Below are 19,898 nucleotides of genomic sequence, written 5' to 3' on the forward strand. Positions count from 1 at the left end.
TGTCCTCGTACTTCCCAATAATACGGTTTCAAATGTTTGAAAATATTCATTACAACCGCCTTTCATACCTACACTACATTTTCAGTAATTTATTATATTTTCATGATTACATTTGTTAATTTTAGTAATTTTTGTTTTACATTAAAAGGACATTATCGTAACATTTATGTCATTTTCATATTGAGCGCTCGGCGGTCCTTTGCCTCTCTGTATTCAAGTTCCAGTCTATAATTCCAATATCTGATTCATCATAACGTTTGAATTAGTAGAAATATTATAGCTGCGTCTTAAAAAATAACACACAAAAAAGCCCATTGGATTAAAGTTATCCAATGGACCGTTCGTTTCTATCAGAGCCAAAATGGTTCAGTATATTTACATATAAACGACTTCAAATTATATACACCACTACAATTTCTGTGCCTGCCGCCACATCAAGACTAACTTTGTCAGTTTTATAATCATAAATCGTTTTCTCTTTTCCTACTATTACTTTTGCCTTACTCCATGCAAGACCTAATGAAAGCTTTAATTCTCTCTGCGGTGAATGCACACAAAGCGAAGCAGCAACCTTACCTTTTTCAATATCCCAGCTTAATTCGGTAACCTCAACGTGAGCTCTTGTCATCAAGCCTTTTATCGAGCCGTTTTTCCATTGTTGAGGCAACGCAGGCAGTAATTCAATTTCCGCTGAATTGGAGTAAATCATTGCTTCATTCACTACAGCTACTGTGCCAAATAATGTGTCAGTGCAATAGGAATAACATCTTCTATTCGTATCATGGTCTGTCATTAAGGAGGTGTAGTACCCTTGATTAATCATCATTGGCAGGAGCGACTGTACAACCTCTTCTCCATCTTTTAATCTTGCCGCAACAAGTGCCTTATGCATCCAACCGTGACCAGCCGTGTCATCAGCAGTATTATAGAGATTGCGATTTTTGAGGGCAAGCCTAGCTGCCTCATGCAATCCTGTATCATCGTTAGTTTCATAAGCGGGCCATGCAGGATAAAGGTGACTTAAGTGGCGGTGATTATTATTTTCTACATACTCCTTCATTGCCCATTCGCGTAAGGCACCATCTTCATCGTACACATAATTAGGCAGCTGGGTTAGCAGTGTTTCCCATTTCTCAACAGCCATCTCATAGCCTTTACGCTTTACTGCTTTTTCTATCGCAATGACCATATGCAAACCATCCCGGGCTGCAGCGATGTCCATCGTAGCATTAGCAGTAATTATACTATGGTAGCCAATTGGATGATTCTCAGGTGAATATGCTGGAAGAATCATATACTTTTCACCCGGCTCTAATCGATGCTTTCCTTTCTTATAGCAGGCATTTCCCTCTGCATCGGTATAATACTCTGGTGTGCAGATCTGCTCCCAAAAATTAGCTTGCTTTGTCAGCAAAGGCAATAAAATCTCTTCTTGCAAATCCAGTTGTCCTTTGTTCAAAAGCTTATTGAACGCTTCATCGCTGAGTCCCCCATCTTCTACGCCAAGAATACATTGTAGGTTTTCCATCCGCATATTGCTGTTAATAGGAATTTGTTGATTTCCATAGCATTGCCAATACTCATAGATTGGCAGAAGACACCAACTTGCGCCTGCATTCCAGTATTGAAATGGGTAATCGTTGTCGTATTCAACATGCATAGCACGGTCGCCGTCTGAATTTACTGATACTTGCAGTGCATCATGCATCCCATACGCCATCTTTGCATTCTCAGCAAAATCTGGAGCATTTCTTAAGAAAAATGTAATGTAGCCTAATGCTGCATCATGTATTCGCCCTGTATTCATCGCTGCCACCTGCAAGTTCACATTGGCATCAAGCGTATAAATGGAACGCCACCCTGAATTCCATTCTCCTGTCCACATGCCGTATAGACGTGGCGCACTAGTTCCGCTACAGCAGATCATCGCGTAACGCCCTTGATCGTATACTTTTTTCATAAAAGCAGGAACAATATAGTTCGCAGCCTGCCGCTGCATGTTTATGATCTCGCTATTTTCTATAGCTTCTGGAGCAGGCGCAGCGTAATGGGCCTGAGAAGAAGCATCCTGCTCGCCAAGTCTGAACTCCACCGCGTTGAATAGCGCTCCGTGCTTTGTAGCATGCGTAGATAGAGCAGCGTTATAATCGAATTCACCCTGTGCGTTGCTATAACGACCTACTACTTCCTCAATCTGCTGCTGCAATTGGTCGCAAATCTCATAGGCGGTCATCGCTCGAAAATCAGCCAACTCTCCCATTGCAAATGTTCTATCTGATTTCGTAATCAAATAAATGGCATCAGCATCAATAACACGAATCGCTGGATTGGGTTCTGCGCCCACATTCATAGACTCTTCGCTATCTTCAAGTAATATCCGTTCTGTTCGGCCATTTACAGCGACAACTCTAGTTACACCTGCATAGCCTCCTCTTGTAAGCTCGCTACCTTCATAGGAGGGATAATGTGCAACCTGCGCAATATAATGACAATCAGCATCCACCAGCTTTTTGTACTGCATGGCCTGAACATCAATCAAGCCATTGGGAACACCATGCATGCTGGAAATATCATCAATGGAAATGACTAGATTTAGTTTGGCATCCTGCGAGGAGCTCAGCATTTTCGTAATCGTAACATTGTCAGCTCTCGAGGTGAACGAGGTTCTCTGCCAATCTCCTTTTTCATCCGTATAACACACGCCCGTTTCTGCTGATTCAAAGTTTGTCCAGCGCTTGTAGTGAATCGGATTCCCCTTTTCTAGTACATTCAATCTAAGCTGGTGCGCCGGGTGGTAGCAATAATAAAATGTTCTTTTCCTTCTATTCCCGCTAGCATCCTTGATCTTCCAATTTTCATTAAGATTAAACACATTCTCTCTCGCCTCATCAAGCTGACCTGTTAATTCTTGCGGAATCGTCCTAGGCTCGCTAGAAGGGAAAATAAACCATATGTTTTGAAAGATGAATGTGTCCGAATATGGTGATCCTGCAGTAATGTATCCATTTTCCCCATTGCCACTGACCATCCCTTCTCTCCAGGCATGTCCAGGATTCTCTGTAGGAATTTCTCGGTAGGTCGATGCATAATTTCCTTTTACAAATAAACGCTGCGCCGCATTATTGCTAGTACTACTCATAGCTCTTCAACCCCTCTGCTATTTATGTACACTCCTATATAAGGCATACTATAATTATAGTTAACGCAGGTAAGTTACCGTTATCGTAAAAGTAGACATTTCATCTAGCAAAGTTGTCGTCTTTTTACATAATTCTAGTTTATTCATTCAAGATCATCGTTAGGGAAAGGATGTAGTTTTCATGAAGTTACCTCCTATTCATATTGATCATTTAGATATTAAGCTATCACTGGACCACTTGTTGCTCAACGTACATTATGTGAAATTTGGATATTTCTACAGTTCAATGCACGCCCACAGCCATAGCTTAGATACATATGAGCTGCACTACATTCCTAGAGGCTACGGTAATCTTATTGCTAACGGCAACCACTACGAGATTACACCCGGTACATTGTTTATGACCGGCCCTAATGTAGTACATGAGCAAATTACAAACCTTGAGGATCCAATGGCTGAATATTGTATCTTTTTTGAAGTGATATCAGGGGATACGAATTCTACGAGTAAGAGGGCGATTGTGCAGGAGCCAATGCTTCATACGTTGCTTCAAAGCACACCATTTTGGATAGGCAAGGAATGTGGCGATTTGATGAGCATGTTTGAACTTCTAGCTAATCAATTGACGAGCAAGAGTATTGGCTGGCATCAAATGGTGACAAACATTTTGGAAATCATCATCATTAGCTCGATCCAGCAGTATACCGATCACAATGTTTCCATACAGCAGATTCCACTTAAAACGCTTGATGACCATAGACTACTGATTATTGAAAACAGCTTTCTCTATCATTACGCAACCATTACACTTGAGCAGCTTGCGGACCTACTGAAGCTGAGCGTCAGGCAAACTCAGAGAGCTGTCCATAAGCAATATGGCGTATCGTTTAAAGATAAAAAGCTGCAAGCCAGAATGGAAGCTGCCAATAGACTGCTCCATACTACAGATCTAAGCATCGGTGACATTGGCGCTCAAGTAGGCTTTACTACGATAGAACAATTTAGTAATGCCTTTAAGAAATATTACGGTATGACTGCGTCGCAATCTAGGAAAACCAGACACGTATAGAGATTTACATATACTTATACAATGGAATTTATTAAATAATGAGTAAACTGGTAGGACTTAAGCTGCTCAACTATAGCTAGTAGCTTTCTTTATGAAGAGGTGAGTTCTGTATGAAGCATAAGTATTTAAAATGGGGGCTAATAGGCGCTTGTTTAATTTTAATAGCTTCCCTCTTAATCTATCATCTGTTTCGGGATACACTAGCAATTAAACAACTCAACTCCCATTTACAAGTAGATGACATTACTCTATGGAAGAATCAAGCTGAGACTAAAAAACGTCTAGGCTATGGTAAACGAGTACCTACGAAAAGCTTAGGACAAGTATTCCAATATGACCACCTTGATTTACAGATCTATTACGAAGATAGCCGTGTAGCCGGAATATTAACAGAAAATCCTAATCATTCTGTTTATGGTATTCATGTTGGTTCGACAGCGGCAGATGCAAGACTTACTTTAGAGGAGCACCGTTTTCGATTACTTTCCGATAATCAACTTAACTATGATAACGGCAATACTGTTGTATCATACACGATCGCTGACGGAAATATTATCGTAAGCTATGAAATCTCTGACGAATATGTCTCAAAGCTGCACGTGCAATAAATCCGAAGAATAAAAATAAAATCCCCTAGTTTAATCGCATGAGCAGCCTTACTGCTTGTCTGGTATAGACTGAAGCTATGATCTGTGAGATTGCTCGAATTTTTTAGCAAACAAGAGGATGATATAGTTTAAGTACGAGTTTACAGGTATAAATACCAATAATAAATATCTATCATGAAAATCAATACCAAACAATTGTGACTCCTTATCTGCATTGAAGAATAACCAATAGGCTGCTCCCAAAATGATTACGTTGATCATTAGAGCAAAAGACACAGCTAACCACCTACTTTTCTTATTCCTCATTACTACAACAGATAATATCGTTGAAACGATAAAAGATAAAAAAATAATCATGATGTTCAATATTCAACCTCCAATCTAAGTGCAAAATGATAGAAAACGCTGTCAACCCTCCTAAAATTAATATTCTTTCATTGAATTCTAATAACCTTCTCATTTATCAAGTATGATAAAGCTTTCATTTAATACAGGTAAATAGCGGTATTTTTTTCTGTGATATACTGTTATTACTTTCAGGACAAGCCAAGTAATACAATATATTTCAGTCATCAGGAGGATTACTACTATGAAAATGAATAAAAGCTCTCTAATAAAAATCATCACTGTTGCTGGAGTCTGCTTAACTGTTGCTTTTAGCGGAATATCAGCAACTCCATCTAATACAAATACAGCATATGCGGCGACAAGCAGCTCTGCAAGCAGTGTTATCGCTACAGGTAAAAAATATCTCGGCGTTCCTTATGTATTTGGAGCAAAATCAGGTATTACATCTGCATTTGATTGCTCATCCTTTACACAATACGTCTTCAAAAAGAACGGCATCTCTCTTCCGAGAAACTCAAGACAACAATCGAAAGTAGGCAAGTATGTATCGAAATCGAATTTAAAAGCAGGCGACTTGATCTTCTCTGATACGAATCGTGACGGTGTCATCAACCATGTAAGCATATACATGGGTAATAACAAACTTCTTCATACGTACAGCAAAAAAGTTGGCGTAACGATCTCAACTTTTAAAGGCAGCTCATGGGATAAAACGTATGTAACTGCTCGTCGCGTATTGAAATAAATTATGAAGTACTAACAAATCCAAAAGGACGTGAAGCTCATTGAACATCGAGCGGCACGTCCTTTAATCTTGTTTTTTTAATCAGCCTTTGCATTAATCCGGGAGTGAAACGGACGCATGGTACGAGCAGGCGCGGCAGGACAGGAGCTTCAATCATCCATTGCAGCAACCTCCCCCACTGCCTTGGACCTTTCAACTGTTGTTCAATGAATCGTTCATAGTGGTGTCGCCATTGATCAAGCGAAATTTGACCGCTTAAATAACGATCTGCAAGTGAAGCACACATTAACGCAGAGCGTAGCGCCATTGACATCCCATCCCCACATAACGGCGGAATCATAAGTCCAGCATCTCCGACTTGAGGATATCCATTCCAGACTAGCGGCTCACGGCTTAACTGAACCGGGGCGACGGCTGCTTGAGTACCTGCGATCGGCACAGCATTGGAAAGCTTGTGTTGTAGCTGCGGGTTTCTGCTGCAAGCCGCGTCTATCCAGCCTTCTATCGTTTTTGGCTTATGCTGAAAAGCTTTCTGCCGCAGCAATGCTGAGACATTGAACAACCCATTCTCCACTGGAGCTATGCCTAGATAGCCGCCTTCAAAAAAATAAAGCTCTACCGCTGCATCCGTTGTAATTCCAGCAACATGAGATTTGACACCAACATACGGATTATTCGTCTCTCTTCGGTTGGAACGGGCAGAATATAACGTTGTACCTGGCATTCGCCCGTTAGCACCCCATGCGGCAATAACTGTTCGAACTTTATAGGAGACCGTTTCCGTCCCTTGCTTCGCCTGAATGATGAAGCCCTCATTCGCGGGAGTGACAGCCGTAACTGCTGATCCCATCTGAACATGTGCGCCCGCAAGCTGTGCAGAAGTCAGCAGCGCGGCATCGAGCGAATAACGGCTAACTCCTAAGGCATGGCTTGCTAAAGGCGCTTCCAGCACATCCCCGTGGCTGAAGATGAGACGAGAACGTTCAATTAAGCTGGGCCGAAGTGATTGGATAAGCTCGCTTACTCCGAGTGAGTCTAGCATGCTTTTGGCTTCTGGTGACAGAAATTCACCACATACTTTATGACGGGGAAATTTCTTACGTTCAAACAGAATCGTATTCCAGCCACTGTCGGCTAAAGACTTGGCTAAAGTGCTGCCGGCAATTCCCGCTCCGATAATGGCCACATCATGAGCATACATAACGAATCACTCCGATAATTCTAAGATTTTTACTCATTTTTTAATAATAACCGCATATCGGAACAGCGGTCTCCAGCAGTATGCCATATCGGGAACTCCAAGCGCATCCTTTAAATGTCTCCAGTCCTCAGCGCGAAATCCTTTGGCTACAGACAGGGCAGCGTCATTGCGAATATATCGATTCGTGGAGATTAGACGTGCTGTCAGCCATACAGCTAACCATGGAATCCAGTGCCGATGAATATCATTAATGACCACACCTGTTTTTGATGCACGCAGCATACTTCCTACAACACTTGGCAGTTCAGCGGGGCTGAAATGATGAACGAACTGCGTGCCTGTTACAATATCGAAGCTGCCGGGTTCTAGATCGTACAAGTTGCATTGCATAACCTCGACGCGCGGTTCATCCCGAAAAAGCTGCCTTGCCTCCTCGCAGGCTTCTTCAGTTCGATCCGCTAATGTCAGCTTTATCTCTATTCCGTTGGCACTCGCCCAGCGAAGTAGAAGTCGATTTACATCGCCTGATCCTGCTCCAATATCGAGAATAGATAGATAATCGGGTTTGCCAGCTTCCTGCCACAATTGCTGCACGCCATACTTCACGGGTCCTGCTGCCTGAAATATCCGATTAATGACTCTGAGCTGCTGTAAAGCTTCTCGAAGCTCGGCTCCCCCCATTGAAAAATCATCCATCAGCTCATCCTCAAGCGCTCGATGCCGCAGCTTCTTAAACATAAGCCTCGTCCATCTGCCGCAACTCCGACTGTACGCCCGGAACATATTTAATTTGGATCATTTCACAGGTGAGACCGGGACCAAAAGCTAGTGCAATGCCGCTTCTCATCTCTTTCTTTGCCCCTTCCAGTTCGCGCTTCATCTCCTTCAGCACGAACAATATCGTTGCTGATGACATATTTCCGTAATCACGCAGAATGGTGCGACTCGGTCTTGTCTGCTCGTCGGATAATCCGTATACATCCGCAAGCTTCTCGATAATTCCTCTGCCTCCAGGGTGAATAGCCCAGAGATCAATCGGCTCATCACCGCATAGAGTGGTGATTTGTTCTGGGACAAATTGGCCGATCAGCTTCGGGATCGTTGTCGAGAGATACAGATCAAAGCCGAAATTGCCTACCTCCCACACCATTTCTTCTGCACCGCCTTGCAGCACAATCGAACGGTCATCGCCTAGTAGAAATTGACCGCCATATCCTTCCTCCGATGCATGACCGACAATACAAGCCGAAGCTCCATCGCCAAAGAAGGAAGCACCGAATAAATCCTCGCGCTTGCTGGATGGTTGAATATGAAGTGTGCACAGCTCCACACTGACGATCAACACTTTGGCGTCATGCTGATGAGCTGCCAATTCTTTAGCAAGGCACACCGCTCGAAGTCCCGCCGCACAACCTAGAAAGTTAAGCGGAATTCGCTTGACATCAGGAGCAAGCCCAAGCTGTTGTACGAGCTGGGTATCCATGCCCGGCAGAAATTGGCCTGTGCAGCTCACCGTAATCAGATGACTAATTTCCGAGGCATCGGCTTGTCCATCGTGCAGCGCATTTCTTGCAGCACGAAGCGCTAACGGTACCGATTCACGCTTGTAGATGGCCATTCGCTCAGCTGTAGTCGGAACTGCTTGCAGCGACTGTTGCGAGAAGTAACGGCAGTCTTCAGCTGATTCTAGCAGATTAGGCTCACAGGTGTAGCGATTCTCCACACCGCATTGCTTGAACAGTCTTTTCGCCCAACGAGCGGAGTCCGTGTTGTCTCTTAGCGCCTCACTTAATCGTTGCGCAGTATCCGCTTGGTTCAGCCGATACTCCGGTACTGCTGTGCCAATTCCCAGTATTGCAATCATTGAATTCATAGCATTCATAACGAACAGCCACCTCTCACATTATCCATTTTCGGACAGACAAGCCCGATTTAAACCAACATATTCGGACTGTTGCTGTAATATGATGGAAATTCTAAAACAAGGTGCTAAAAAAAGAAAAAACACCGCTAGGGTGTTTTTGGTTGATGTTTGCTTATGCGCTCCTTCTTGCGGACTCGCATGTAGCCTGTTGAACTACTTAACATCTTTCTCAATAATATTAGCCTTACCATTTAAATCCCATGTTCTATTTCCATCTGAATCAGTTTTCGAATCTATCTGAATATAGGCAGTACTTCCATCTCCCTTTTCCCATAATAAAATAACTTGATCCTGATTTGGACTAATTAAAGCACCTGGAAATAAATCCCCTATTTCCAATGCTGCCTTTCTCTCATCACCATAAAAAACTGAGTTAAATGTAGCCACTTCTTGTGAAGGCAAAAAATTAGTAAAGTGAAGGTCAATATCCCCACTACTAATTAATTTCCAATCCTCAACAGGTAATCTTCCTTTCAATTTAGCTACTGCTCGTTCCCAACTATCAAGTTGCTTCTTTGCTGATTCAGGCGCATCCCGTAACTCATCTTCAAATGAAGGATGTTCATTGTAATATAACTTATCTTCTTTTACAAGTTCAAGATATGTTTTATGAGTCGACTGGGCATAACCACTTTGGGCTAAACGAATAAAAACTACAGTAAATACAATTAAACAAACTGCAACCATCCAATATTTGCCTTTTCCTTTTATTGTTGACATTCAAACTTCCTCCATTCATATTTATCAATTCCAATATTCCGTTGCCCCTGGTGACCAAATTGTGTTATCCTCAAGTTTCCAACGTTCACTCCAAACCAAATCTTTTTCATATTTTTGTTTACGTCTTATCTATTCTCGAACCTGCTTGGCCATTTGCTTAGGCGTTTTGCATTGATGGCGTAGCTGCTTACTCTTAGCGACGTCCTCTCATGAAGAACGGACAACTCAAGCCCGGTTACAACGTTCAAATTGCTACCGAAGGGCAGTATACGTTGGCCTATGGTATTTTCCCTGACCCAACCGATACAAAAACGTTGATTCCATTCCTACATACCATTGATGAAGAATACTTTGAATTGCCTGAATATATTGTTGCGGATGCAGGTTATGGCAGCGAGCAAAATTATGTGCCCATATTCTGACGAAGATCAACCGTACACCTCTGCTCACGTATGCTCATTACTTGAACGAGCAAAAAAGAAGATTCAAGATAGACCCTTTCCCGAACGAGTAATTGGGTGTACGATGCGGAGCAAGATGTACAACTATGCCCGAATGAAAAGAAACTATGGTTTCAACGCAAGGTGACACGAAGAGATCGATCGGGTTTTACACGTCAATTCAAGTTGTATGAGTTTGAGGATGGTACCGGTTGTCTATTCCGCTCTACCTGAACCAAGGCGCAAAAATCGAATCGTACGCTCATGATCAATGAAACATGGGAGCAACAAAAAGCCGAGAGAAAAGCTTTCAGAAGACAAAACAAACAAGCTCTAACGCCAACGCAAAATTAATGTAGAGCCAGTTTTTTCCTTCTTGAAAGCTAATTTAGGTTTCACTCGCTTTATGCTTCGAGAGAATCTGAGGTTGAACATGACATTGGTCTTGCATTGATGGCTGTAAACTTGAGAAAATACGCGGTGAGGACGTAAGTTTTCACCGATAAGTAACAAGTACTATGCAACAGGGATGAAATCTAGATCGATTTCATCCCTGTCTTGTTTATGGGAAGCTCGTTTTGTCCCAGCCTCTTTTTCGTCCGATCAAAATTATTTTTCTGACAATTGATCAGCAAGATGTTGCGCTACATTCAAAGTCTCTTCTATGCTAGCATTAAGACTTGTAACGGTATAACCACGGTCATTAGTGAAGAAATGGACTACTTTTCTCACTCTACCATCTACATAGGCTGTGGGTAGTCCATTAATTTCTGTTTCAATTACCGGTTCTTTATAAAAGTCCTTAACACCTTGGAAAGTTGTTTCTAAGCTGATTTCAATAGGGACTTGGAGAACCGTGAATTCGTTACCATCTTGGGATTCATAAGTGGCTCTGAAGTGATACCCGTTACCATAATCACTTGCTAACAGATTGGTTTGTTTAAGATCAGAGGTCTCAGTGCTTTCATTAGTAGAAAAATTTGTAGAATTCTTGTCTGTGATTTTCAAAACTTCAGGTATCAATACCTCCCCGGGAGCAACATCTGAAAGATCGACTCCAAATTGTTCTACATTCGGCTCAGGCATGACTTTCTCTTCAATTTGTGTATCCAATGTTGAAGGAAGGTTTAGATGGTTTTTCTCATCGCTCGCAGCCAATGATGGTGTCAAAATCACTTCAGAGGAAACGTTTGTTTTGGAGGCTTGGGTTTGATAGATAAGCCCACCACTAGTGAACAAAAGCGCACATGCTAAACTGGTAAAAATAATTTTTTTCTTCAAAATATTCTTCCCCCTTTTAATAAACTGTTCCGCTGTAAACCGATGTGTTAGAACCTTTGTAACTTACACGGTATGTCAATTTTGTCTCATTATTAGTAAGTGCAAAGCTTGTCCAATAAGTAGAGCTATAAGAAGTATCTAGATACCATAATGTATACGTTTCAAAAGTTGCCCAATCATGAAATTCACTCCATGTATCTGAACCGGCGATTCCATCTGCTACCAATCCAGTGTTAGTTTGAAAGTTAATTAAACCGGTCTCTGTTCCTGTCCCAAAAATTCCATCCACAGCTCCTACCGATGGTTGTTGCCCCATAGCATAAAGGCTAGCTTGCAAACCAGAAACATAACCACCAGAAGAGCCCTTACTTAAAGTTGGCCAACCAGAGAAGCCATTGGCATATGCCATACCAGCAAGCATAAGCAGACTACCCAACATAACAGTAGATAAAGTTAATCCAATTTTCTTTTTCATCATTTTTCCTCCTTTTCTAATACAACGTCTGAATTAGAATTGTTGCAGTTGCAGGCTCTCGTCTCCTTTCCTTTAATTTGATAAAAACTGATTGAGTTTTTGAAGCCATTAGAAAGCTATTAATTATGTTGCTACAATAAATAACTCTCTCCTTTCACATTAATCTGCTCGGCTACAGCTTATTAATATACTAATATCGGCGGAATCAGTCGAACCAACCATATAAAAGTAATCATCGGTAATAATGAGGGCTTGCCCTGGAACTCGCCCTTCTTCAATCAGTGCTTTGTGACCGTTAATCTCGGTTCCAGTCAAATTTTCTGGCTTAAGGTTGGATTTAAACTGTTCTAACACATCAATTTCAACAGGATTTACAGATTGTGATACTAGAATCTGAGATTTCCCATCAGACAGTTGATAATTTGCTTGAACCTTAATTCCACCGCCCGTCTCATACCCCTAGCATATGCCCTTCTGAATCCACTGCCGATCTATTAGATTTATTCAAATTTAAAGGAATATGAATATCCTCTGGATTAATATTTTAAATATCGATAATAGAGTCAGGAGTTTCGGCAGGTTCCGTCTTTACAATGCTCCCCGTCTCCGAGTAGGCCAGTTTTCCTTGTTCAATCCTTGCGCCGTAGAACTAATCGGTAGTATGGAAATAGCAAGGTTATCAGAAATAGCTAAAATCCCATTTTTTTCTTTTCCATAAGGACTTTCCTACTCTTAGTATAAACTTTCACTATAAATATTATTTCTCGGTTGATTAATAAATACTTTTAAAGAAATATCCTCTCCTTTGCTTTTAGCTACTCTTTCACTATGTACAAAGCGACTATATTGCATAATAGATTCTAAGCTGTTTTCTTCACATAGCGAAAAACGCGCAGAGTCGGTTCTAGTTGCGTCCTACAAAACCGCCTGGAAATCGGCTCTTTATATCGTATCAAGATACCAATTGTTTCTTGGCATTCTTTATACAATCACAGTAGATTAATGTATGATCACTATATTAGCTCTCTTTAATATGTAAATAATCTGAAAACCTATGAATGCTGGGATAATTGCTAAAGTAATCATCTTCAATAATATAGACACTTCAACTTATAGTTTCCTTACGCTTTTCCACAAAAATTTTAGAATATATTTTTTCACCTGACCTACCTCCTCATTATTCTGACTATTTTCTTTTTTTTAATTCTATGAAGCTGTACTTGAATTTTTAAGCAAAAAGATATCTTATGCTTGGTGATGTAAAGATGTATTTAGATAGAGCCGACCATTAGAAAAATAATTACTCTGCACAATCCAAGAATCTCAGACTTCCACAAATATAACTTGTGAGAACTTTATTTAAATTTAGAGGAGGAATTATATTGATTAAAACAGTAAGATTGGTAGGTTGCTTCGTAATGTGTATTGTACTTAGTGCATCTTTGTTCTTATCATCAATTGAAGCAAAGTCATTTTTAGCGGAAGAGGATACTGTTGCAAATGTACAACCATTCATGCTTTTTGAACCATTTGGCATATTAAATCCAACCATAATTATTTGGATGATGGTGCTAATAGTCTGGAACAACTTCCTTCGGAAACCAAAGCAAGAATAACTGCAACAACTTATGCAAGTCAAACAGTAGATTCTATTGGTATAACTTTTATCTTGCAGCGATGGACAGGCTCTACTTGGGTTGATGCAACCGCTGCAGTTGAACGCAGTACGACTAACAGAGATTCATACACCTCTAGTGTCACTTGGAATGTGACTGAGGGGTACTACTATCGTGCTAAAACCATTCACTGGATACAGCAGGGGACTACATATGAACAAGGTGAACGAATCAGTTACCACATTCTGATTGGACCTTAAAAAAAGCCTCCTGAATCCAACTGGATTCAGGAGGCTTTTTCCTTAGAAAGAAATATTATTGACAATCTGAATTAATACATCCTCATCTTCTCGTCCCATTACACGAACATATATATCAGATTGGAGTAACTCAATTTTGTTCAAGCCACTTTCTGTCAATATTAAATAGGCTTCACCCGAAGCTAACTGAATTGTTTCTACTGTTCCACCAGAACGATTGGCTCCAGAGCCAATTGTTAGCTTATCAGTAAGCTTATTTAAGAAAACTCTTAATATTTCATTCTCTTTATTTTGATAAATAAACTCAACCTGATTCGATTTAGCATCTGCCCCAAGCTTCATAATTTCGATTCGTAAAAGAGAATACGAAGGAGGAATGTAATTCAATTTAGGCGCTGCAAAACTTAGCATTTCTTCCAATTGTTCTGCTGAAACCTCAAGTACATGATCCGTCTCAATTATAGTGCTGTCCTGAATCGATGATAGCGAATCATTTGGCGGCTCTGTCTTAGATTGAATTTTAGTAGAATCTTCTTTTCCAAAAAAGAAAGCAACCACTTGATTAGGCAGTTCCTTTATCGTCTGATAAAAAGGAGTAAATGCCGTTGTAATAGCCGGTGTCCCAAATAATGCAGCACCAATTATGAATGAAATAGCCGCAATGGCTACAAAACGAACTCTCAATTTAACACGCTGCCTTCGTTGCAGTTGTTGCTTGACTTGCAGCCACGAGGCATCAACAGCTGGCTTGGGAGCAGCAGGAGCATTTTTTATTGTATCGTCAATCAATTGATCGATTTCTTTATCGTCCATGTTCGTTCATCCAATCTTTAATTTGTTTACGTAATGCATTTCTTGCACGATGAAGCTTTTGTTGGATAATTTCTGGCGTTGTCTGAAGTTCATCAGCAATTTCTTGATAGGAATATTGGTTTTGCCATCGTAATTCAATCAAAACTCTGTACTCTGGCTTCAAACTATTCAATGAAGTCATTATAAATTCCTTTAAAAGTTTACTTTCAACTTGTTTTTCCACAGGTTCAGCATAAGATGGAATTGTATTTAATATAAAAACACTATCCACATCACTTTCCTTACGATTTTTTTTATATTTTCGCAAGTAATTTAAAGCTAAGTTTCTAGTTGTGAGCTTTAGCCAACCCTTACAATGATTAATATCTGATGTATAAGGCTTTTTCTTTAAAGCTTTTAGAAAAGACTCCTGGATAACATCTTGTACAAGATTATAATCTTGAATGATATATAATACCATAGTATATGTCAATGAATGAAATGAACGATAAACCTGTCGTTGTGTATACTCATCCAGTAAAGTAAAGCCTGGTGATATTAATTGAAGTAATTCATCTTCTGAGTATTCCATATTTTGTATCATTCCTTTTAATTAATAAGAGTTAGCATACTTTTAATAACGTATAAAATTACTATGAGAAGACAAAACTATCTTATGAATTAACACAAATCATAGAATTATTAAGTAATTGCAGCATACTATAATCAAAGAGTTATAATGTTAAGTTCTTGTAATTATAACAATATTACCTATTAATTTCCAGTTGTTTTCAAAAATTCACTATCTTTAATCATACTATTCAAAAAGGAGAATGATACATCACACTACCGATTAAGAAGAAAAGGAGCTTTTATGGGGGATTTTCTTTGGTGTAGAAAAGTCAATAAATTATAAATTAGAATGATATTAAGCGATTTAAAACAGTTACTTATTTCTCATCTTAGATTTTTGCATAGTTGCGCTCAATTATTAAAACGAATATTCGACTACAGCAAACATTTTCTCTTATTTGTAGTTTTGCTCATAAGTATATTCAAAAAAAATTAATGGTTAGAGTCATTAAAAACAAAAAAGCCCATCGGAGTTTCTTCCAATGAACTGCTCGTTATAACTGGTACCGCTAAGAGCACTCGAACCTCTACGGATCTCTCCATTCACTTTTTAGTCTAGCTCGTCTGCAACATCGTTCATTTAGATAATTCACCAGTAGAATATAAACAACCGCTGTCTGCAAATTACAGACAGCAGCTTCAGCAAGTTATCTACTTTTCAAAACGCCCATTTGTCATATATTATCCTGTCTATTAATCAATAATTCCCAGTTTCAATCAAATCACTGCTCTTATCAGAATAACTATAATAATAACTTAATATAGTGTAATAATTATATTGAGGATAATTTAATGCTATAAATTGAGTTCCCCATTGACTTAGAACTCCTCCAAAAGATTCACCAATTTCACCCTTAGTTCCAGCACGATACTGCGCGTCAAAAACCTTACCGTCCGAATTTCTCATAAATATACCTGATACATCATCTACTGCTGTGTCAGTTTCTGTTGTTCCAGAATTCGGTACATAATGCTGATAGTTCTGCCATTTGTCTGTTAAATGCGCATTGTAATCAGTTGCGGGTTTTCTTGGATAGGTAGCGTTATACCAAGCATATGTTTTAATTGCAATTGCCCCAGCTTTTAAGGCTTCTTCTTCCCATGAAGCATACCATTCGTTTGGCAGTACATCCTTAGTGTAAGCATCAAAACCAATATTGACTATTTTTTTTTGTACTTGTAATGTATAATTTGAATGTAGATGGAGTACTTGTTGAACTAAATGGCTGAATCCCTATATTATCATTCCCCTTACTTGCTTTCTCAAGATTTTTATTATCTATAGGATTATCTTCAACCACTTTATCTATATTTTGAATAATTGAAATTTCTTCGCTTTGCTGTGTTGCTTGAACTTCCATCTCAACATATTCTTTATTTATTCTTTGATCGTATAATATTTCATTATTGAAATTTACAATAAGACCGTTCTCTCTCTGTTTAACTATATTTTCAGCCTTTTTTTCAGCTTCAGTATTAAATGTGTATCCAAATGTCTCTAATACACTATAATCATAGACATTCTCATGACCAATAATGTATTCTGTTCCATCAAGTACACCTACTGCTAAGACTTCGTATCTCACACCATTATAGAAAAACTCGCTTTCTTCAATAACACTGTAATTAAAACCAATATAGTAGTATTGAATATCATCATATAGAGAATTATCTATTTCCGAAAAATATGGTTCTATCTGTAAAATATGCTCTGATGGTAACTGTTTTGCTTGATAGATCTCTATAGAATCAACTGAAAGAATTCCTGTTTGGTTTTCCAGTTGGTCTTCATTTGGGAAATCAACATAATGTTTTTGTCTTTCAGGTGAATATGATTTTACAAACAAGTCCCAATCCTAATAACAACGACATATTGATTTACTACGTCTGGTACATTCTGATTTGGAACTGGTAGTTTTCTGCTTGCTTTACTTCTGATTCTGAGGCAATAACAGTGGACATGGAAGCTATCATTACCAACACAGTTAATATAACAGCACACGTATTCTTTAATGTTTTTCTCATTAATATTCTCCTCTTCTAAAAGATAAGAACAACTTTCACTCCGTTGAAGTCACATTTATAGTAGCACTATCCATTGAAAAACTATCATTCCCTAGCACCTGAACATAGATATGATCATGAAATGTGCGTTCACCGAAATCCCATTCTAATGACCATCCATCACTTTCGTTTATATCATAGCCGATGAGTTCTCTATCATCCCAAGTCTTGGTACCTGTCGGAATCAACCAAAATAGTACGGTTTCCGTGTTGTTAGCCTCAACATAAATCGTTAATTTGTGGATGTCTTTTGGAACAACCCACCAACCAGACTTCTCAATTAAGTTTGTATATACCTTCGTAACTTGAGCGTAAGTACTATTTTGAGGCTTTTTACTCTCAATTTGTAATGTGTTATCACATGCGGATAAAAAAACCACAGCTAATGAAAAGCTTATTACAGTGAATATGGATCTTATGTACATATAATCTCCTTCTTTAAGTTAACTACCTGTTCTACGAGAATAAATCATTCATTTTGATTCAAGAAGTCATCTCCACTTTCTAACGCTACCCTCACAATATGTGACAGCAATTAGATTGTATTTGCTAGCAAGATTGCATTGAGTCTTTTCCAGTTATAGCATCCAAGATATCGCATAAATTTAAGGGTTGAATCAACCCTATCATTATACTAAACACATCAACTGATAGTTTACTTACGTTTTTTTTTAGATTTTTTTTAATACTACTTGTTACCTATCAATGCTAAATTGAAAATTATAATAGTAATTCTGCTTAAATCCGATAGTTATTACATAGACTTATAAACACTTATATGGCTATACTAGTGGATGTGCAAGTGCTAGGTAACTGATATTACGATTTGTGAATATTATTGATAAGTTCATCTTTCAATTGCGCCTCAGCTTTTATCAACTGGCGGACGGCATCGATTGATCGAAAATTTAGAGTGCAGAGCTCCATATTGTTATCGAGCGTCATGCTTCGGCATCGTTATGCCACTTTGCTTTTAACTAACATTTTGAATATAGCCCCAAAGTCTGCTCTGCAAACACAATAAACCCAGCTTTAAAAAACAAAAAAAGCCCATCAGAGAAATTCTCTAATGAGCTGTTCATTGTAAGATGGTACCGGTGAGAGGACTCGAACCTCCACGGGTCTCCCCATTCGATTTTGAGTCGAACGCGTCTGCCATTCCGCCACACCGGCTTATGTTACTTGCGTACTCCTGCCCTCACCAATTTGGATCTATGACATAAAGTGGCGCGGCCTAAGAGATTCGAACTCCTGACCTTTTGATTCGTAGTCAAACGCTCTATCCAGCTGAGCTAAGGCCGCACATTATCAATCTATTATGGAGGCGCCACCCAGATTTGAACTGGGGAATAAAGCTTTTGCAGAGCTTTGCCTTACCACTTGGCTATGGCGCCAATGTATGAATGGAGCGGAAGACGGGAATCGAACCCGCGACCCTCGCCTTGGCAAGGCGATGCTCTACCGCTGAGCCACTTCCGCATAAATGGCTGGGGATCAAGGATTCGAACCTTGGAATGACGGAGTCAAAGTCCGTTGCCTTACCGCTTGGCTAATCCCCAACAATTAACTCAAGTTTTACTTAAATGGGGCGATCGATGGGACTTGAACCCACGAGTGCCGGAGCCACAATCCGGTGCGTTAACCCCTTCGCCACGACCGCCATATTCATAAGTTGTAAGATTCCACTGGCAGGGGCAGCAGGAATCGAACCCACACCAAAGGTTTTGGAGACCTTTGTTCTACCTTTAAACTATGCCCCTGTAGGAATGGTGGGAGATGATGGATTCGAACCACCGAACTCGTAGAGAGCAGATTTACAGTCTGCCGTGTTTAGCCACTTCACTAATCTCCCATAAAAATGGTGCCGCCTAGAGGACTTGAACCCCCAACCTACTGATTACAAGTCAGTTGCTCTACCAATTGAGCTAAAGCGGCATATCTAAACGCTTAGTGGTGGCTCGGGACGGAATCGAACCGCCGACACGAGGATTTTCAGTCCTCTGCTCTACCGACTGAGCTACCGAGCCGAATGTTGCCAGAAAATGGCGGAGCTGACGAGATTCGAACTCGCGGTCTCCTGCGTGACAGGCAGGCATGTTAGGCCTCTACACCACAGCTCCGTACAACAATTCGGTACTTCTTTAATTGGTTGCGGGGACAGGACTTGAACCTGTGACCTTCGGGTTATGAGCCCGACGAGCTGCCAACTGCTCCACCCCGCGTCATTTTGGGTCCATAAATTCCCACAACAAATCGGTAATTCTTATTTGGTTGCGGGGACAGGACTTGAACCTGTGACCTTCGGGTTATGAGCCCGACGAGCTGCCAACTGCTCCACCCCGCGTCAATATAATTCCTCGAAAAGCGACCTTTCTCAGTGCCGACTATCCCGACTACTTTTTTTTTCGAGGACTGATAAAAACCATAGTCATATGGTGGAGGATGACGGGATCGAACCGCCGACCCTCTGCTTGTAAGGCAGATGCTCTCCCAGCTGAGCTAATCCTCCGTATGTAATCCACTCGTTTGGAGTGACTTAAATAATATAACACGCCTTTGTTTGAAATGTCAAGCAAAGATCTT

General features: G+C 40.1%; 17 protein-coding genes, 14 tRNA genes and 1 pseudogene. 6 read left to right on the forward strand and 26 right to left on the reverse strand.

Annotated elements, in window-relative coordinates:
• Positions 1-391 precede the first annotated feature (391 nt).
• Positions 392-3,139, reverse strand: a complete 2,748-nt coding sequence (locus tag NSQ99_RS16085; RefSeq protein ID WP_340837807.1) for a glycosyl hydrolase family 95 catalytic domain-containing protein — start codon at positions 3,137-3,139, stop codon at positions 392-394.
• 181 nt (positions 3,140-3,320) lie between these two features.
• Between NSQ99_RS16085 and NSQ99_RS16090 the strand changes: the two genes are divergently transcribed.
• From NSQ99_RS16090 to NSQ99_RS16100, 3 genes are all read left to right on the forward strand, one after another.
• Positions 3,321-4,208: a helix-turn-helix transcriptional regulator gene (locus NSQ99_RS16090; RefSeq protein WP_340837808.1), complete on the forward strand. Its 888-nt coding sequence runs from the start codon at positions 3,321-3,323 to the stop codon at positions 4,206-4,208.
• Between the two features lie 110 nt (positions 4,209-4,318).
• Positions 4,319-4,816 carry a hypothetical protein gene (locus NSQ99_RS16095; protein WP_340837810.1) on the forward strand — a complete coding sequence of 166 codons (498 nt, stop codon included), beginning with the start codon at positions 4,319-4,321 and terminating at the stop codon, positions 4,814-4,816.
• 589 nt (positions 4,817-5,405) lie between these two features.
• Positions 5,406-5,909, forward strand: a complete 504-nt coding sequence (locus NSQ99_RS16100; protein ID WP_251666302.1) for a C40 family peptidase — start codon at positions 5,406-5,408, stop codon at positions 5,907-5,909.
• Between the two features lie 37 nt (positions 5,910-5,946).
• Here the strand turns inward: NSQ99_RS16100 and NSQ99_RS16105 are convergent, their stop codons facing one another.
• The 4 genes from NSQ99_RS16105 to NSQ99_RS16120 all read right to left on the reverse strand — a co-directional run bounded on the left by NSQ99_RS16105 (position 5,947) and on the right by NSQ99_RS16120 (position 9,754).
• The gene (locus tag NSQ99_RS16105) at positions 5,947-7,110 is read right to left on the reverse strand and encodes an NAD(P)/FAD-dependent oxidoreductase (protein WP_340837812.1); all 1,164 of its coding nucleotides are present in this window, start codon (positions 7,108-7,110) and stop codon (positions 5,947-5,949) included.
• A gap of 33 nt (positions 7,111-7,143) precedes the next feature.
• Entirely contained in the window at positions 7,144-7,848 is a 705-nt protein-coding gene (locus NSQ99_RS16110; RefSeq protein WP_340837814.1) for a methyltransferase domain-containing protein, read from the reverse strand.
• Positions 7,841-8,974, reverse strand: a complete 1,134-nt coding sequence (locus tag NSQ99_RS16115; RefSeq protein WP_340837815.1) for a type III polyketide synthase — start codon at positions 8,972-8,974, stop codon at positions 7,841-7,843. Before NSQ99_RS16115 ends, NSQ99_RS16110 begins: the two co-directional genes overlap by 8 nt.
• Before the next feature lie 213 nt (positions 8,975-9,187).
• On the reverse strand, positions 9,188-9,754 hold the full coding sequence (locus NSQ99_RS16120) for a hypothetical protein (protein WP_340837817.1): 567 nt from the start codon (positions 9,752-9,754) through the stop codon (positions 9,188-9,190).
• A gap of 209 nt (positions 9,755-9,963) precedes the next feature.
• Between NSQ99_RS16120 and NSQ99_RS16125 the strand changes: the two are divergent.
• Positions 9,964-10,686 (forward strand): annotated as a pseudogene (locus NSQ99_RS16125) (transposase); the annotation flags it as partial.
• Between the two features lie 117 nt (positions 10,687-10,803).
• On the opposite strand, the gene NSQ99_RS16130 reads toward NSQ99_RS16125, so the two are convergent.
• Positions 10,804-11,475 (reverse strand): hypothetical protein, encoded by a 672-nt coding sequence (locus NSQ99_RS16130; RefSeq protein ID WP_340837819.1) that lies wholly within the window; start codon positions 11,473-11,475, stop codon positions 10,804-10,806.
• Positions 11,476-11,491: 16 nt separating this feature from the next.
• Complete coding sequence (locus NSQ99_RS16135; RefSeq protein WP_340837821.1) at positions 11,492-11,953, reverse strand: peptidoglycan-binding domain-containing protein; 462 nt, start codon at positions 11,951-11,953, stop codon at positions 11,492-11,494.
• 1,379 nt (positions 11,954-13,332) lie between these two features.
• Between NSQ99_RS16135 and NSQ99_RS16140 the strand changes: the two genes are divergently transcribed.
• Both NSQ99_RS16140 and NSQ99_RS16145 read left to right on the forward strand, forming a co-directional pair.
• Positions 13,333-13,566, forward strand: coding sequence for a hypothetical protein (locus NSQ99_RS16140; RefSeq protein ID WP_340837823.1), 234 nt, complete (start codon positions 13,333-13,335; stop codon positions 13,564-13,566).
• 53 nt (positions 13,567-13,619) lie between these two features.
• The gene (locus tag NSQ99_RS16145) at positions 13,620-13,826 is read left to right on the forward strand and encodes a hypothetical protein (protein WP_340837824.1); all 207 of its coding nucleotides are present in this window, start codon (positions 13,620-13,622) and stop codon (positions 13,824-13,826) included.
• A 42-nt stretch (positions 13,827-13,868) separates the two neighbouring features.
• On the opposite strand, the gene NSQ99_RS16150 is transcribed toward NSQ99_RS16145, so the two are convergent.
• From NSQ99_RS16150 to NSQ99_RS16235, 19 genes are all read right to left on the reverse strand, one after another.
• On the reverse strand, positions 13,869-14,639 hold the full coding sequence (locus NSQ99_RS16150; RefSeq protein ID WP_340837826.1) for a DUF4367 domain-containing protein: 771 nt from the start codon (positions 14,637-14,639) through the stop codon (positions 13,869-13,871).
• Positions 14,629-15,222, reverse strand: coding sequence for an RNA polymerase sigma factor (locus NSQ99_RS16155; protein ID WP_340837828.1), 594 nt, complete (start codon positions 15,220-15,222; stop codon positions 14,629-14,631). Before NSQ99_RS16155 ends, NSQ99_RS16150 begins: the two co-directional genes overlap by 11 nt.
• A gap of 726 nt (positions 15,223-15,948) precedes the next feature.
• Positions 15,949-16,416 carry a SpoIID/LytB domain-containing protein gene (locus NSQ99_RS23260; protein ID WP_445670554.1) on the reverse strand — a complete coding sequence of 156 codons (468 nt, stop codon included), beginning with the start codon at positions 16,414-16,416 and terminating at the stop codon, positions 15,949-15,951.
• Positions 16,397-17,098, reverse strand: coding sequence for a hypothetical protein (locus NSQ99_RS16160; protein ID WP_340837830.1), 702 nt, complete (start codon positions 17,096-17,098; stop codon positions 16,397-16,399). The genes NSQ99_RS23260 and NSQ99_RS16160 overlap by 20 nt, the downstream gene beginning before the upstream one ends.
• A gap of 213 nt (positions 17,099-17,311) precedes the next feature.
• Complete coding sequence (locus NSQ99_RS16165; RefSeq protein WP_340837831.1) at positions 17,312-17,740, reverse strand: hypothetical protein; 429 nt, start codon at positions 17,738-17,740, stop codon at positions 17,312-17,314.
• A 664-nt stretch (positions 17,741-18,404) separates the two neighbouring features.
• Positions 18,405-18,488, reverse strand: a tRNA-Leu gene (locus NSQ99_RS16170).
• A gap of 52 nt (positions 18,489-18,540) precedes the next feature.
• A tRNA-Arg gene (locus NSQ99_RS16175) sits at positions 18,541-18,617 on the reverse strand.
• Between the two features lie 17 nt (positions 18,618-18,634).
• Positions 18,635-18,709: transfer RNA gene (locus tag NSQ99_RS16180), tRNA-Cys, on the reverse strand.
• A 10-nt stretch (positions 18,710-18,719) separates the two neighbouring features.
• A tRNA-Gly gene (locus NSQ99_RS16185) sits at positions 18,720-18,794 on the reverse strand.
• A 5-nt stretch (positions 18,795-18,799) separates the two neighbouring features.
• Positions 18,800-18,874: transfer RNA gene (locus tag NSQ99_RS16190), tRNA-Gln, on the reverse strand.
• A 25-nt stretch (positions 18,875-18,899) separates the two neighbouring features.
• A tRNA-His gene (locus NSQ99_RS16195) sits at positions 18,900-18,975 on the reverse strand.
• Between the two features lie 26 nt (positions 18,976-19,001).
• Positions 19,002-19,075, reverse strand: a tRNA-Trp gene (locus tag NSQ99_RS16200).
• Positions 19,076-19,082: 7 nt separating this feature from the next.
• Positions 19,083-19,167: transfer RNA gene (locus tag NSQ99_RS16205), tRNA-Tyr, on the reverse strand.
• A 7-nt stretch (positions 19,168-19,174) separates the two neighbouring features.
• Positions 19,175-19,250, reverse strand: a tRNA-Thr gene (locus tag NSQ99_RS16210).
• 16 nt (positions 19,251-19,266) lie between these two features.
• Positions 19,267-19,342, reverse strand: a tRNA-Phe gene (locus NSQ99_RS16215).
• Positions 19,343-19,358: 16 nt separating this feature from the next.
• Positions 19,359-19,435: transfer RNA gene (locus NSQ99_RS16220), tRNA-Asp, on the reverse strand.
• 26 nt (positions 19,436-19,461) lie between these two features.
• Positions 19,462-19,537, reverse strand: a tRNA-Met gene (locus NSQ99_RS16225).
• 46 nt (positions 19,538-19,583) lie between these two features.
• Positions 19,584-19,659, reverse strand: a tRNA-Met gene (locus tag NSQ99_RS16230).
• Between the two features lie 89 nt (positions 19,660-19,748).
• Positions 19,749-19,824 (reverse strand) — tRNA-Val (locus NSQ99_RS16235).
• Between the last annotated feature and the right edge of the window lie 74 nt (positions 19,825-19,898).

The sequence above is a fragment of the Paenibacillus sp. FSL W7-1287 genome (assembly GCF_038004245.1).
Taxonomy (GTDB): Bacteria; Bacillota; Bacilli; order Paenibacillales; family Paenibacillaceae; genus Pristimantibacillus; species Pristimantibacillus camelliae.

Excerpts from the sequence above, each read along its gene's own strand:
- NSQ99_RS16085 (WP_340837807.1), bottom strand. The coding sequence starts at position 3,139 with ATGAGTAGTACTAGCAATAATGCGGCGCAGCGTTTATTTGTAAAAGGA.
- NSQ99_RS16090 (WP_340837808.1), top strand. The coding sequence starts at position 3,321 with ATGAAGTTACCTCCTATTCATATTGATCATTTAGATATTAAGCTATCA.
- NSQ99_RS16095 (WP_340837810.1), top strand. The coding sequence starts at position 4,319 with ATGAAGCATAAGTATTTAAAATGGGGGCTAATAGGCGCTTGTTTAATT.
- NSQ99_RS16100 (WP_251666302.1), top strand. The coding sequence starts at position 5,406 with ATGAAAATGAATAAAAGCTCTCTAATAAAAATCATCACTGTTGCTGGA.
- NSQ99_RS16105 (WP_340837812.1), bottom strand. The coding sequence starts at position 7,110 with ATGTATGCTCATGATGTGGCCATTATCGGAGCGGGAATTGCCGGCAGC.
- NSQ99_RS16110 (WP_340837814.1), bottom strand. The coding sequence starts at position 7,848 with ATGTTTAAGAAGCTGCGGCATCGAGCGCTTGAGGATGAGCTGATGGAT.
- NSQ99_RS16115 (WP_340837815.1), bottom strand. The coding sequence starts at position 8,974 with ATGATTGCAATACTGGGAATTGGCACAGCAGTACCGGAGTATCGGCTG.
- NSQ99_RS16120 (WP_340837817.1), bottom strand. The coding sequence starts at position 9,754 with ATGTCAACAATAAAAGGAAAAGGCAAATATTGGATGGTTGCAGTTTGT.
- NSQ99_RS16135 (WP_340837821.1), bottom strand. The coding sequence starts at position 11,953 with ATGATGAAAAAGAAAATTGGATTAACTTTATCTACTGTTATGTTGGGT.
- NSQ99_RS16150 (WP_340837826.1), bottom strand. The coding sequence starts at position 14,639 with ATGGACGATAAAGAAATCGATCAATTGATTGACGATACAATAAAAAAT.
- NSQ99_RS16155 (WP_340837828.1), bottom strand. The coding sequence starts at position 15,222 with ATGATACAAAATATGGAATACTCAGAAGATGAATTACTTCAATTAATA.
- NSQ99_RS16165 (WP_340837831.1), bottom strand. The coding sequence starts at position 17,740 with ATGTACATAAGATCCATATTCACTGTAATAAGCTTTTCATTAGCTGTG.